Genomic DNA, 12,802 nt, shown 5'->3' on the forward strand with positions numbered 1-12,802 from the left:
AGTGTCGAGTGATGTGAGAGTATCAGCCCATGCTGACGTCAGTCGACACTGACCTGATCCGGGTGCTGGCCGACCCGCTCAGGCTCCAGATCGTGAACCTGCTGGCCCGCGAGACGCTGTGCACCACACACCTGGTGGAGGAGACCGGCGCCCGCCAGACGAACCTGTCCAACCACCTGAAGGTGCTGCGGGATGCCGGGGTGGTGGAGACCGAGCCGTGTGGCCGGTACGTCTACTACCGGCTCAGGCCCGACATCATCGAGTCCCTGGCAGACCAGTTCACCAAGCTCGCCGCGACCGCCCGCGCCACCGCCGCCGCCGAGACCAAGAGGGCCTGCCCGTGACCCGCACCGACACCCCCGCGACCGCGACGGCCGAGGAGTCCTCAGTCGTCGCCAAGCTCTCCACCCTCGACCGCTACCTCGCCGTATGGATCCTGGCCGCGATGGCCCTCGGCCTGGGGCTCGGCCGGCTGGTCCCCGGCTTGAACGACGCCCTGGCGAAGGTGGAGATCGGTGGGATCTCCCTGCCGATCGCGCTCGGCCTGCTGATCATGATGTATCCGGTCCTGGCCAAGGTCCGCTACGACAAGCTCGACGCCGTCACCGGCGACAAGCCGCTCATGATCTCCTCACTGGTCATCAACTGGATCCTCGGTCCGGCAGTGATGTTCGCGCTCGCGTGGATCTTCCTGTCCGACCTGCCCGAGTACCGCACCGGCCTGATCATCGTCGGCTTGGCCCGCTGCATTGCCATGGTCATCATCTGGAACGACCTGGCCTGCGGCGACCGGGAAGCCGCCGCGGTCCTGGTCGCTTTGAACTCGGTCTTTCAGGTCCTCGCGTTCGGCGTGCTCGGCTGGTTCTACCTCGGCCTGCTGCCCGGCTGGCTCGGCCTGGGTGACGGCCAGCACCTGGACATCTCGATGTGGAAGATCGCCCTGAACGTGGTCATCTTCCTCGGAATCCCGCTGCTCGCCGGGTTTTTGACCCGCCGCATCGGCGAGAGCAAGCTCGGGCGTGAGCGGTACGAGAACGGCTTCCTGCCGAAGATCGGCCCGTTCGCCCTCTACGGCCTGCTGTTCACGATCGTCATCCTCTTCGCCCTGCAGGGAAAGACGATCACCTCACAGCCGCTGGACGTCGCACGGATCGCAGTGCCGCTGCTGGTGTACTTCGCGCTGATCTGGTTCGGCACCTTCGTCCTCGGCAAGGCGATCGGCCTGGCCTACGACCGCACCGCCACCCTGGCCTTCACCGCAGCCGGGAACAACTTCGAGCTGGCCATCGCGGTCGCCATAACTACCTTCGGCGTCACCTCCGGCCAGGCCCTGTCCGGTGTCGTCGGCCCGCTGATCGAGGTCCCGGTGCTGGTGGCGCTGGTGTACGTCTCGCTGGCCTGGCGACGGAAGTTTAGGGCGCCTGTCGCGCCCTGATCGGTGCCGCATCAAGGCTGGAGATCGGTTGTCCCTTGGGTACCAACGGGCCTTCAGCGTCCTCGTGTCACTGCGCTCTTCCACGCCGCCAGTCGGGGGCAGCGCCAGGTTACGGACCTGCTGCTGGCCAGCCGACTCCCCATGATCTGCTCAGCGACGCCGGGATGAAGGCGCTCGCCTCGCAGCTCTGGGGCACCATCCAGGGTGCCGTCCAGACGCGCGACGGCGCCTTCGAGACCGCGCGGCTGTGTGTCGCCTGTCATCGAAGATCGCCGCGTGGGTGGCCCCGGAGCCGAAGGGCGGGCGCGCATCTCTCCCCCCACGGGGATCGCCTCCACTCGCGGGAACGACCATCCGGTGGAGGTCACAGGCCCGCGTGGTTGCCGCGAACGCCTCCGCATCCTCCGGCTCACTCCTGTCGTCGGAACAGACCTCCACGACCAAGCCGCAGCCGTCATCGAGCCAGGCGGGGAAGTCCGCGGTGTGCCGCGACGGCCGCGGGGACCGGGCCAGAAATGCCAGAATGGCCGCCCGAGAGAAAGGATCACGTGAAGGAGCCTTCGAACCTTAAGGACCAGGTACGGCCGCAGCCTTGTCTGGTGAGTCTCAGTCGAAGGCGTGGACGATCCTCTCGACAATGGCGTGCACGCCGCTCCAGTCAGCGAAGTCGCTCCGCTGCCCCCGTTGGGCAGCCCTGACCTTCTTCTGGAAGGCCTTCTGCACCAGCCTCTTGTGCTGCTTCGAGAGGGCACCGTGGGGGCGTTGCACCGTGGGCCCGTAGTTCTGCAGGTGGACTGGTGCCAACGAGCCGCCGAAAGTCAGGACGTCCTCGCCGAGATACATCTCCAGGGAACCGGCCACGCCGTTCAGATTGGTCAGTGACACCACTGAGGACGACGGACCGATGGTGGGGTAGCTGGCCAACATGGGCAGATCCGGATAGTGCAGAACCTGGCACCCTTCTGGCAGCTTTCGGCTCTTGAGCTTGGCAAGGGCTATGTGTGCAGCAGTGTCATTGTCGGCGATAGCCACGAAGCGGTTGGCGACGCCGGCCGCAATGAACGCAGACACCATCACCACAAGCGCGCCGGCGCTGCCCTGCGCGTCCGTTCCGGAGTAGTCGATGAAGCGTACGAACCCCACGAGGTGCGGATGGGTGGTCTGCATGGCCTGAGTGAGCAATCTGGAATCGGTGCTTCCCTCAGTCAGCACAATCAGCGGAGCATCAGCCGGCAGGGATGCGAGTTGCCGCATGCGCGTCGGTCCCGCAACGGGCTGGACTGGGTCCATATGGACGCAGCATCCGGTCAACTCGCTGAGATCCAGCCCAACTCGTGTCTCGTCGGGGGCCTGGTCCAGAAGCAGTCGTATCAGGCTGCGAACCTCAACAATGCCGCGGAGCTCGTCGACGTCTTGAACGGTCTCCACGAACTGATTTTCGTACTGGAGGTACTCCCCGATCGTTTCGAAAGACTTCCTGTGTGGTCTGACCGCTCTCCCGATGCCCGCCAGCAGATCAGCGGACTCACGTGGTTCCCGGGTTCGAGGCTCCCTCACCCACTCGTCCTTCGCCGCTTCCTCCCGTTCGTCTTCGTAGCTCTTGCGCCACTGCAAGAGACCCTCCGCCAGGTCGGCCTGCGCCCGCCGCGAGGTGAAGCCTTGCACGTCCAGACGCTGCCGCAGCGCGTGGGCGGTGGTGAAGTACCCGAACTTTCCCTCGCCCGTCGCTTCATTCGGAGCGACACACTCTCGTTCAGCCTCGTCGAATAGTGCCGCCAGCTGCTCGTCGTAGTGGTTGCGGAAGTAGAAGAACTGACAGTCCCCGACTACGAGATATGAGTAATGCCCCATCCAGCAAGGCTCCCATCCTCGCCACTTCGTCGTGGCTCAAATTCCATGGGCTGTGGGCGGGGAACATCGTCGTCAGCAGGATGCCTGGGCTCCGGAGAAGAGCGAAGACCAACGGCAACACCACCCGAGACGTAAGGACTTCTGGATCTACGCTGCACAGAACACCCTGCCGCCTGGCTCACAGCTCCACCGTGGCGGAATCCACCCAGCGGGCCAGGACACTGAAGGCCGCCAGCTGCTCCAGCGCCTGGTGTTCCGGCAGCTCGGGCAAGCCGTCCTCGTGGCTGTTGGGATTGCGGATCCCCGCGTAACACCCATCGGCGAAGGACATGGCGCCGCGGTGAAGGCTGCGGAAGGTGTCGCTGCCGTCATCGGCCGTGATCCGCAGCCGGGGCTGGCCGGGCTTGGGCGGGTCCTGGGAGAAGACGCTCTTGAAGAGGTTGGTCTCGCTCACGTCGCGGCGTACGACCTTGTTCTGCGTCTCGGCGTTGACTTTCCTGGCGGCCGCGGTGACCGCTTCGCGGAAGTGGCCGCTCTGCCACAACGACCGCGCCCCATCCCACACCCACGGATGCATCATGGCGGCACTGATCTGGGGCGCGTCATCACCGAGGCGTTCCCTGATCTCCGTGTCACGCACAAGGACGACATCAGCCCGCTGGACCGCCTCGCGGTGCTGGCACCAACGATTGACCCGCTTGTTGCGCTCGCTGGGGACTTCCGTCCGCCACCGTGGCAGCACACGGTCCAGGATCCGCTCCACCACCTGTGCGCTGGCGACGATCTCGTCCTGCGTGCCACGGTTCGCCCGACTACTGCTCAAGTTGGTGGTCCCGGGAGGGTCGGGCGGCCGGTACAGCTCCGTCAGTTCCAGGAAACCCGTGAGCTGTTCGCGGGCCCAGTCAATGTCGATGCCCATCAGAGCATCATCCCCGTCAGCACCGACATCACACTGCTCCTTTCCCGCGCCCCCTGGCGGATCACGGATACGGCGGGTGGACGTCAGACGATAGCCGGGCTGCGCCGTTCGATGAGCAGCACGTCGCGCCATGTGCCGTGGTGGCGGCCGATGCGTTCGCGGGTGCCGATAATCCGGAACCCGGCACGCTGGCGCACGGCGAGGCTGGTGGTGTTCTCGGGGAAGGTGCCGGACTGGATGGTCCAGATCCCTGCCGCCTCGGTGGAGTCGATGAGTGCCTTGAGCAGCGCGGAGGCGATGCCACGTCCACGGGCGCCGGGGTCGACGTACACCGCGTGCTCGCTCACGCCGGCATCGGCGCAGCGGCTGGAGGCCTTGGTGGCCGCGATCCAGCCGAGGACCGCTCCGCTCGCGTCGAGCGCGGCGAAGCGGTGGCCGGGGAGTTTGGCCGCGTCGAAGGTGTCCCAGGCGGGGGCGGTGGTCTCGAAGGCTGCGTTGCCTTCGTCGATGCCCGGCTGGTAGGTCGCCAGCACCTGCTCGGCGTGCTGTGCCGTCAGCGGCACGATCAGCGGACCCACAGCCCCGTTGCTCATCGCTCCCCCGTTGATTCCGCTTCCGTCAGGCAGTAGCCGGCGATGCGATCAGCTGGCCCATGGCCGCAAGCACGGAGGGCTCGACCCGGTAGTACACCCAGGTTCCGCGCCGCTGGGAGGTCAGCAGCCCGGTCTCCTTGAGCTTCTTCAGGTGATGGGAGACGGTCGGCTGGGAAACGCCGACGTCGGAGATGTCGCACACGCATGCCTCGCCGCCCTCGTGCGAGGCGATGGCGGAGAACAGCCGCAGCCGGACGGGGTCGCCGAGCGCCTTGAACATCGGCGCGGCTGTCTCGGCCTCCTCGGCGGTGAAGGGGCGCTCGGCCAGCGGCGGGCAGCATGGCGCTACCACCGGGCCGGTTTCCGTATCGAGCTGCGGCATCGCTTGCGCGTTCGACATGCGTCTATGTTGACACACATCGAATCAGGCAGGCAGGGGCCGATGACCTCGGGCTGCAGCCGGGGCCCGGCCATCTGGCCGGAGGTTCTCCACCTCCACCGGCCCCAGAGCTGCCTCCGCAGGGCGCGCGCGGCGGCCAGTCCGCACTGGCTGCCGCCGACTCGCCGCGACGGCGACGCACTACTCCACCCATTGATTCGACAAACGTCTATGTTGACGTTTGTCGAATCAGTGCGCATGCTGGTGGCGGAAGCCATCGACGGATGTCGAAATACGCGAGGAGTCGCCGTGACCGTGCCCGCCGCTGCGAAGCTGCCCGTTGTCGTGATCGGAGCCGGGCCGATCGGCTTGGCCGCCGCCGCCCACCTGATCGACCAGGACATCGAGCCCCTGGTTTTGGAGGCCGGACCGGCCGCCGGAGCCGCGGTGCGCGAGTGGTCGCACGTGCGGCTGTTCTCCCCCTGGGGCGAGGTCACCGACCCGGCTGCCGAGAAGCTGCTGGCCCCGACCGGCTGGGTGCGGCCGGAGGCCGCCGCCTATCCGTCCGGTGGTGACTGGGCCGAGCAGTACCTCAAGCCCCTGGCCGATGTCCTCGGCGACAGGGTGCGGTACGGCGCCGCCGTGACAGGCGTCTCCCGGGCCGGCCGGGACCGGATCGTGGACGCAGACCGCCAGATGCAGCCCTTCGTGGTCCACATCAGCCTTGCCGACGGCGGCGAGGAGCGGGTTTTCGCCCGCGCCGTGATCGACGCCTCCGGCACCTGGGCCCTTCCCGGCCCCGCCGGTGGCAGCGGCCTTGCGGCACTTGGCGAGAAGGCCGCCGTGGACCGGATCACCTACCGGGTTCCCGACCTCAAGGACCCCGCCGTCCGTGCCCGCTACGCGGGCAAGCGCACGGCGGTGATCGGCTCGGGCGCCTCCGCTTTCACCGCCCTGGCATACCTCGCAGACCTCGCCAAGAGCGGCGACGGCAACGGCGCCAAGGCTGTGTGGATCCTGCGCCGGGGCATCTCCGGGTCCACTTTCGGGGGCGGCGCCGCCGATCAGTTGCCCGCCCGCGGCGCTCTGGGCCTGGCGGCGAAGGCCGCCGTCGACGAGGGGCACGCCGATGCGGTCACCGGGTTCCGCACCGAAGCGATCGAGCGCGGCAGCGACGGCCGCCTGACGCTGGTGGCTGAGGACGGGCGCCGTCTGGATCCGGTGGACGAGGTGATCGTGCTGACCGGCTTCCGCCCGGACCTCACCTTCCTGTCCGAGATCCGCCTCGGCCTGGACGAGCGCCTCCAGGTGCCCGTCGCGCTCGCCCCGCTCATCGACCCCAACCAGCACTCCTGCGGCACCGTCTACCCCCACGGCCACCGCGAACTCTCCCACCCCGAGCACGGCATCTACCTGGTCGGCATGAAGTCCTACGGCCGCGCTCCGACCTTCCTGGCCATGACCGGCTACGAACAGGTCCGCTCCGTCGCCGCCGCCATCGCGGGCGACACCGAAGCCGCCGACCGCGTCGAACTCACTCTTCCCGAGACCGGGGTGTGCGGGGGCGCCGGACTGTTCGACACCCCCGACGGCCAGCAGACCGACGGCGGCGGCTGCTGCGCGGCACCGGAGCCGCAGCTCATCCAGTTCGCTGCCCCGGCCACGACGCAGGGCCCGGCCCAAGAGGGTCCGGCCGGCGGTGGCTGCTGCGGCTCGTGACCGGCCTGAAGACCATGCCGACGGACCTCAGACCTCCTGGCCGACGTGCCACTCCAGAGTGATCCAGCCGTCCGGGATCCAGCCGCCCACGTACCCCTTGAGGAACAGGTCCAGATCCGCGGCCCCTACGCCCCCGACCCGCTCGGCAACGCGGGCGTACGGAAGCCATACAAGGGCCACCGCGGTGTCGTGCACAGCGCCTCGTGCGGTGAGATGTGCGGTGAAGATGCGGCGCTCACCCTGCCGCCGCCGTGGCCAGGTGCCGGGGGCGGTGGGCCGGATGCGGCCGGTGACCGCCCCCAGGCGGATGCCCCCCGGCGGGGCCATCGCGCACGCAAGACGCTGCGCGGCCCGCCGGTAGGGCTCAGCCGGCCTGCGCTGCACGGCGGGCAGGGCCCAGGATCGGCCGGTTTCCGAGGGCCCGGGAGGGAACAGGGCAACCTGGTGGCGCCGGTCGAAGCAGACCAGGAGGACATCACCCCAGGGCGGTGCATACATGCACATGCCCGTGAGCGTAGGGGCGAATGCGATGCCGCGCGCGCCCGGACGGGCAGGCGGGCGATCCGGCACCCCGCCCTGCGCCCAACCACAGAGGAAGAGACCCGCACCCTCAACCGGAGGATGACGAGGGCGCCGGCAATGCCCCTGGGCCGGGCCAGACCTGGAAGCCGAAGGCGGCCTCCAGCCGGGCCAGGGTGCCCAGGTCCGGCATCACTTTGCCGTTGATGACACGGCTGATGGTGGAGTGGTTGACCCCCGTCACCTCAGCGAGTGTCCGCAGGCTGTATCCGCTGACGGTGAGGGCGTTTCCCAAGTTGCGGGCGAGTGCCTGGCCGTAGTGGGCACTGACGGGGGCGTCGGGCGCGAGAGCGGCATGCGGCCAGGCGTCGTCGACGACATAGTCGCGCGGCACCTTGTCGTTACTGCTCCGGGGCATGCCCGGATCATCCCACGCACCCGTCATCCGCCGACCCTCCTTCTCGTTTCCCGGCAGCCATCCACCAGAGACCCTGGTGCATACATACACCATTTCGGGAGCTTGTATCGACACCCTTCAATGCATCGGCGCAATGTGGTCCACGCCCCGGCGTCCCGCGCCGCCCTCTTTCCCCTCCTGCCGCACGGGCTCGCGGGGCTTTGTGCATGTGCAGGATTCCGCCCGGGATTGCCCGCCTTTACGCGAGCGCCGTTTCACTCCCGTGCGCCCCCTGCGTTTCCGGCTCGCGTCACACTGACGGTGAGTAACTGAGGTCACCGGAAGAAAAGGCAGGTGAGAGGCGGAATGCTGTTCCGCCGTGCGGCACTGCCTGTTCTTTTTCGGATTGCGTTCGATGCGGTTTCACCTGGCCGACTGTGACACTGAGGGGGCATTTCCGGGAGAAGATCTACTGGACTGAGAAGTCACTGGATACGCTCATCAGTGATTCGCCGGAGCCGGGATATCCGGGGGGAGGTTCTTCCATGAAGTCGCATCGGGCACTGGCTGTCCTCGCCGAACTGAGGTCTTTGGCCGCACACGATGCGAGGCAGCTGTCCGCGGCGAAGGACCGCCTCGCCCGGGCGGAGGCGGAACTGGCCGCCGCCCGCTCCGGGTTCGACTCTGCGAGCGCACGGGCTGGGGTCTCCCAGCGCGTCGTGCACGGCGCAGAGGAACTGCTGCACACCGCCGCACACGACCGGGGCGAGGAACCGCGCGGGGCCCGCACCGTGGCCGACCCGGCGGGGCGGACGCCGACGATCGCCCAGGAGGTGCTGGCCTTCCTCCGCCCGCGCCGGCGCGCTGCCCGCGCAGAGATCGTCCGGCACATGAAGTCCGCACGCCCGGACATCAAACCCGCCAGTCTGCGGCGGGAGTTGAACCGTATGGTCACCAAGAGGACGCTGGTCCTGGTCGAAGGCTCCCTCTACGTGCCGGTGCCCGCAGCGGGCGGTGATCAGTAGAGGAGGCCGCCGCGCCAGAAATGGCCCGCACAACGCGAACGTGCCGCCGAGGAAGAGTCGGCGGCACGAGGACACGCGGTTATCTGGGCTCACGCATCACGATGATTCTATGCGCCTTTCGGCGCGAATGCGAGAGCCCGCAGGAATTCGGCCCCAAGGGGCCGGGAATTGGGCTCAACATGTCTTTTTCTTCCTCTCGCCGGACAGATTCCGGCACCGGCCGTAACGCGGACCCTTTCATGACCGCAAAACGCCGCCGAAGGAGCCAGCGGAGCACTGCTTCCTCATCTTCAGCTCCGCGCCGGACGCTGCCCAGCTACCGGGCGAACCCCTGCCAGCAGATCAACATCCTCATCGGGCTCGCCGACCTCGATACCGGCGCCGCCCCGGTGCAGCGGGCGGCACTGGCGGAGTATCTCGGCCTCGGCGCGGCCACGGTCGGGGACTGCATGACGTTCCTTGCGGACGTGGGGCTGGCCGAGGCCGGACGGGGTCAGTACGCGATCACCGGGCGCGGGCGGGCGTTCGCCCAGGCGTGGCGGCGTGACCGGGCGCAGGCGCGGCTGGTGCTGCGTCCGCTTCTCGGGGCGCACTGGTCGGCGGCGGCAGCGGCCGCCCATCTGGCCGGCGGCCCTCTGCCGCAGGAAGAGCTGGCCCGCCTGCTGCGTGACGGCCTGCCCGGGGTGGCGATGCGCGGTCAGTACATGGTCGAGTGGCTGGACATCGCGTTGATCGTGGAGCGTGACCCGCAGCGGCTCGAGGCCCGTCTGCGCGCCCCGGATGCCCCCGCACCCCCGCAGGACCCGGGCCCGGACCCGGAGAGCGAGACGCCGGACCCGAAGAGGCAGCAGGACAGGGCGCAGGGCCAGGACCGCGCCGCTGACGGCGAGGACACCGGTCCCCGCAATGTCGCCGACTCCGTTGTGCTGCTGGGGATGTCCCGTCGGGAGATCCAGGACCTGCCCGACACCCGCTACACGGCCTTCCTCGAAGGCATCCTGCAGACCCTGCGCGGCGCCCTGGCGCCGACCGCCTGACCCGTACAGGCAGAGCGCCGACCCATGGCGGACCGGCGCCCTGCCAGGGTGGCGGCTGGTGCTCGCGGCCGGCTCTGGACCCCGCCTGCGGAGGGTTCGATCCCCTCGCCATCCACCCCCTGACGAACAGCATGTCAGCCCACCATCGAAGGGAGCCAGCGCCCATGCGCACCCGCCCAGTTTGACCTGGTTCATAGCGGCACATCAGCTCGTAGCCCGAACGGGTGCCCCCGTCACCGGTGTGGCCCGCTGCGGTTGCCGGATTCCCGCACCCTCCCCACCGTGGTGCATGTTTGCACCAATTGTGTGGAGGTTGCCGCATGCCCGTCCCACGTCCCCTGCCCTCATCATCCCGGCCACGCCGCTGGATGGCCGTCTTGGCGGCGTCGTATGGCCGCTGAGGTCCCGCTCGCCGTCGCCGTCGTGGCCGTCTTGACCGCCTGGCAGGACCTGGTCAGGCGTGGCGAGATGTCCGAGCAGACGTTGAGCCGGTTCGGCCAGCTGCTGCGCCGCTTCGAAGCGTTCGCCGCGGCCCGCGGCGCGGTGCTACTCGCCGAGGCCGATGCCGCCCTGGCCGCGCAGTTCATCGACGCGCACGGCCGTACCCGTCACCGGCACATCGCCCCCGCGTCGCTGTCCACCCGGCATCTGCGCCGCAGCGTGCTGCGGATGTGCTTCACCACCGCCCGCCGACTGGCCCTGACCGACTCCGATCCGACCCGCGACATCGACCTGCCCCCGCGCCTGTGCGGGGCCACCCGCCCGCTGGACGAGGCCGAGGCGGTCGAGCTGCGCCGCGCAGCCCAGTTCACCGGCCACCCCACCCGTCACGCCGCTGCGGTAGCCCTGGCCCTGGCCGGCGGTTTCAGCGGCGAGATCGGCCACATCGGCCCCCACCACCTGGATCTGGTCTGCGCGCGGGTGTGGATGCACGGCTCGGCCAAGACCCGGCCGCGCTGGTGTCTGCTGGACGCCTGGGGTGCTCAGGTGGTGGCAGCCCGCGCCCACCACATCCGCACCACGGCCCCGCCCGACACGGCCCGGCACCGGCTGCGGCTGGCCGTCTCCCCACGCAACGGCACCGACGAACAGGTCCAGGCCCGGGTCTGCGTCGCCCTGCGCGATGTCCTCAAACGCATCGGCCTCGGCGCCGACACGGCTATCCGCCCCGCCTCGATCACCGCGTACGCGGGCTGGGAGACCTTCACCGCCACCGGCCGGATCGAGGTCGCAGCCCGACGCCTGGGCATGGCCTCCCTCGACAGCACCGCCGCCCTCATCGGCCACCAGTGGCAGGCCCCCACCACCTACCACACGACACCGAACGGGGGCCACAGCAATGCCCGATGACCTCTTCGGCGACCGCGTACCCCGCGCGGCCCGCACCAAGACCGCACGCCGCCGCGCCGGCGAGACCGACCTGCGCACCATCTCCCAACGCATCACCGATGTGGCCCACTTCGAAGACCTCTACATCCTCGCCGAGACCCTTACCCCCGATCCCGGCCCCCGCCGCGGACGTCCGCCCCACTACCCGCCCTACCTCTACCTCCTCTTCCTCGCCCTGCGCGGCATCCACGGCTCCGCCCGCTACTGCGCCGGCGACCTCCAAGACCCCAGCGTGTGGGCGGCCATCCGAGCTGGCGTCGCCCACCACCTGGGCGCCGACGAGGCCGCCCGCCTACCCGATGCGGGGCCCTCCCGCCACCAGTGGCAGCACGCCCAGCGCACCCTCCTCATCCCCCGTCTGGAAGAACTCAGCGAAACCTTCGCCGACCTCGCCCTCGCCCAGGCCCTGCGCCAGGGCCTGTTGCCCGCGGGCCAACGACGCACCTGGAGCAGCCCGCAACGCCACCAACTCATCGCAGGCGACGGCACCGTCGCCAAGTCCCCCACCCTGGCCACCACCCCCTACAGCGTCGACCCCACCACCGGCGAAATCCGCCGCCACCGCGTCGACCCCGCCTCCTCCTGGCAGAAAGAAGGCCGCACCGACCGCAACGGCACACCCCCGCAGACCCAACCGCCCAGCACAGCCACCGACACCGACACCGACACCGACACCGACACCGCGAACAACACCGAGGGGGCGATGGTCCTCGGCACCAAGTTCGTCGTCTTCTCCACCCGCCACCGCGGCTACTTCCGCCGCGTCTTCCTCCGCTACGCCCACGTCCCCCACAACCACCCCAGCGGCGAAGGCGCCGTCGCCCTCGACCTCGCCTGCGCCATCATCGACGCCGCCGACGGCTGCATGGGCGTCCTCTACGACGGCGCCCTGCGCGGGATGCACCGCGACGTCATCGCCCGCCGCGGCCGCCTACTGATCAACAAACAACACAAAGGCACCATCCCCCGCTACATCCGCACCCTCGCCTTCGACCACTGCCGCCACGAACTGTGGTCCAACAGCGGCCGCGTCCACGAACGCGCCCCCCTCGACGACGGCACCAGCGCCCTCATCCCCCTGCCCGTCGACAAACTCGAACGCCGAGCCAGCCCCCACACCCACCGCTGGTACCACCTGCTCGACATCCCCTGCCCCCGCGGCCCCCACCAACACCGCGAATCCGTCGGCATCACCAGCACCCCCGCAGAACACAACCGAGGCCAAAGCGACACCGAAACCGGCTTCCACCGCGCCGAGCACCTCCTCCAGATCCCCGACAACACCGCCGTCCACCAATCCCTCTACGGCGGCCGCGAAGACACCGAAGCCGGCTTCTCCCAACTCGACCGCTCCCTATGGAACCGCCGCATGATCGCCTTCGGCGCCCAAGCCCAAAGCCTCGTCGTCCTCGGCTTCCTCCTCGCCCAGAACGCCACCAGCGCCGCCCGCTACCAAGAAGACCCCACCTACTCCGACGCCCACACCGAGACAACAGACCCCAGCAGCGACCGCCGAAAGCCCCCACGATCATGAACTGA

Annotated in this window: 13 protein-coding genes and 1 pseudogene; 8 read left to right on the forward strand and 6 right to left on the reverse strand. The window is 69.1% G+C overall.

Going from position 1 to position 12,802, the window contains the following annotated elements; genetic code table 11:
• Positions 1–29: 29 nt before the first annotated feature.
• The 3 genes and pseudogenes from HUT19_RS15600 to HUT19_RS43020 form a co-directional block, all read left to right on the forward strand.
• Positions 30–344 carry a helix-turn-helix transcriptional regulator gene (locus tag HUT19_RS15600; protein WP_176181078.1) on the forward strand — a complete coding sequence of 105 codons (315 nt, stop codon included), beginning with the start codon at positions 30–32 and terminating at the stop codon, positions 342–344.
• The gene (gene arsB / locus HUT19_RS15605; RefSeq protein WP_176181079.1) at positions 341–1,435 is read left to right on the forward strand and encodes an ACR3 family arsenite efflux transporter; all 1,095 of its coding nucleotides are present in this window, start codon (positions 341–343) and stop codon (positions 1,433–1,435) included. Before HUT19_RS15600 ends, arsB begins: the two co-directional genes overlap by 4 nt.
• 66 nt (positions 1,436–1,501) lie before the next feature.
• Positions 1,502–1,724: pseudogene (locus HUT19_RS43020) on the forward strand (hypothetical protein); the annotation flags it as partial.
• Between the two features lie 317 nt (positions 1,725–2,041).
• Here the strand turns inward: HUT19_RS43020 and HUT19_RS15610 are convergent.
• The 4 genes from HUT19_RS15610 to HUT19_RS15625 form a co-directional block, all read right to left on the reverse strand.
• Positions 2,042–3,286 carry a HEPN/Toprim-associated domain-containing protein gene (locus tag HUT19_RS15610; protein ID WP_176181080.1) on the reverse strand — a complete coding sequence of 415 codons (1,245 nt, stop codon included), beginning with the start codon at positions 3,284–3,286 and terminating at the stop codon, positions 2,042–2,044.
• A 178-nt stretch (positions 3,287–3,464) separates the two neighbouring features.
• Positions 3,465–4,205, reverse strand: a complete 741-nt coding sequence (locus HUT19_RS15615) for a TIGR02391 family protein (RefSeq protein ID WP_217712262.1) — start codon at positions 4,203–4,205, stop codon at positions 3,465–3,467.
• A gap of 83 nt (positions 4,206–4,288) precedes the next feature.
• A complete protein-coding gene (locus HUT19_RS15620) occupies positions 4,289–4,798 on the reverse strand; it encodes a GNAT family N-acetyltransferase (RefSeq protein ID WP_176181081.1) in 510 nt (169 codons plus the stop codon).
• Positions 4,799–4,823: 25 nt separating this feature from the next.
• Positions 4,824–5,198, reverse strand: a complete 375-nt coding sequence (locus HUT19_RS15625) for a helix-turn-helix transcriptional regulator (protein ID WP_176181082.1) — start codon at positions 5,196–5,198, stop codon at positions 4,824–4,826.
• Positions 5,199–5,486: 288 nt separating this feature from the next.
• On the opposite strand from HUT19_RS15625, the gene HUT19_RS15630 reads away from it, so the two are divergent.
• Positions 5,487–6,896, forward strand: a complete 1,410-nt coding sequence (locus HUT19_RS15630) for an NAD(P)-binding domain-containing protein (protein WP_254885591.1) — start codon at positions 5,487–5,489, stop codon at positions 6,894–6,896.
• A 27-nt stretch (positions 6,897–6,923) separates the two neighbouring features.
• On the opposite strand, the gene HUT19_RS15635 is transcribed toward HUT19_RS15630, so the two are convergent.
• Positions 6,924–7,400: a hypothetical protein gene (locus tag HUT19_RS15635; RefSeq protein WP_176181084.1), complete on the reverse strand. Its 477-nt coding sequence runs from the start codon at positions 7,398–7,400 to the stop codon at positions 6,924–6,926.
• 106 nt (positions 7,401–7,506) lie between these two features.
• Positions 7,507–7,833, reverse strand: a complete 327-nt coding sequence (locus HUT19_RS15640) for a helix-turn-helix domain-containing protein (RefSeq protein ID WP_176181085.1) — start codon at positions 7,831–7,833, stop codon at positions 7,507–7,509.
• Positions 7,834–8,357: 524 nt separating this feature from the next.
• Between HUT19_RS15640 and HUT19_RS15645 the strand changes: the two genes are divergently transcribed.
• From HUT19_RS15645 to HUT19_RS15660, 4 genes are all read left to right on the forward strand, one after another.
• Positions 8,358–8,837 carry a hypothetical protein gene (locus HUT19_RS15645; RefSeq protein WP_176181086.1) on the forward strand — a complete coding sequence of 160 codons (480 nt, stop codon included), beginning with the start codon at positions 8,358–8,360 and terminating at the stop codon, positions 8,835–8,837.
• A 239-nt stretch (positions 8,838–9,076) separates the two neighbouring features.
• Positions 9,077–9,874: a hypothetical protein gene (locus tag HUT19_RS15650; protein ID WP_176181087.1), complete on the forward strand. Its 798-nt coding sequence runs from the start codon at positions 9,077–9,079 to the stop codon at positions 9,872–9,874.
• A gap of 390 nt (positions 9,875–10,264) precedes the next feature.
• Positions 10,265–11,224 carry an integrase gene (locus HUT19_RS15655; protein WP_176181088.1) on the forward strand — a complete coding sequence of 320 codons (960 nt, stop codon included), beginning with the start codon at positions 10,265–10,267 and terminating at the stop codon, positions 11,222–11,224.
• Positions 11,214–12,797 (forward strand): hypothetical protein, encoded by a 1,584-nt coding sequence (locus HUT19_RS15660; RefSeq protein ID WP_176181089.1) that lies wholly within the window; start codon positions 11,214–11,216, stop codon positions 12,795–12,797. Before HUT19_RS15655 ends, HUT19_RS15660 begins: the two co-directional genes overlap by 11 nt.
• Positions 12,798–12,802 lie beyond the last annotated feature (5 nt).

The organism is Streptomyces sp. NA02950, from assembly GCF_013364155.1.
In the GTDB taxonomy this organism is placed as follows: domain Bacteria; phylum Actinomycetota; class Actinomycetes; order Streptomycetales; family Streptomycetaceae; genus Streptomyces.

Bases quoted from the DNA above. Each gene is read 5' to 3' on its own strand.
- HUT19_RS15640 (WP_176181085.1), bottom strand. From the start codon at position 7,833: ATGCCCCGGAGCAGTAACGACAAGGTGCCGCGCGACTATGTCGTCGAC.
- HUT19_RS15650 (WP_176181087.1), top strand. From the start codon at position 9,077: ATGACCGCAAAACGCCGCCGAAGGAGCCAGCGGAGCACTGCTTCCTCA.
- HUT19_RS15600 (WP_176181078.1), top strand. From the start codon at position 30: ATGCTGACGTCAGTCGACACTGACCTGATCCGGGTGCTGGCCGACCCG.
- HUT19_RS15615 (WP_217712262.1), bottom strand. From the start codon at position 4,205: ATGGGCATCGACATTGACTGGGCCCGCGAACAGCTCACGGGTTTCCTG.
- HUT19_RS15655 (WP_176181088.1), top strand. From the start codon at position 10,265: ATGGCCGCTGAGGTCCCGCTCGCCGTCGCCGTCGTGGCCGTCTTGACC.
- HUT19_RS15635 (WP_176181084.1), bottom strand. From the start codon at position 7,400: ATGTGCATGTATGCACCGCCCTGGGGTGATGTCCTCCTGGTCTGCTTC.
- HUT19_RS15645 (WP_176181086.1), top strand. From the start codon at position 8,358: ATGAAGTCGCATCGGGCACTGGCTGTCCTCGCCGAACTGAGGTCTTTG.
- HUT19_RS15610 (WP_176181080.1), bottom strand. From the start codon at position 3,286: ATGGGGCATTACTCATATCTCGTAGTCGGGGACTGTCAGTTCTTCTAC.
- HUT19_RS15625 (WP_176181082.1), bottom strand. From the start codon at position 5,198: ATGTCGAACGCGCAAGCGATGCCGCAGCTCGATACGGAAACCGGCCCG.
- HUT19_RS15660 (WP_176181089.1), top strand. From the start codon at position 11,214: ATGCCCGATGACCTCTTCGGCGACCGCGTACCCCGCGCGGCCCGCACC.
- HUT19_RS15620 (WP_176181081.1), bottom strand. From the start codon at position 4,798: ATGAGCAACGGGGCTGTGGGTCCGCTGATCGTGCCGCTGACGGCACAG.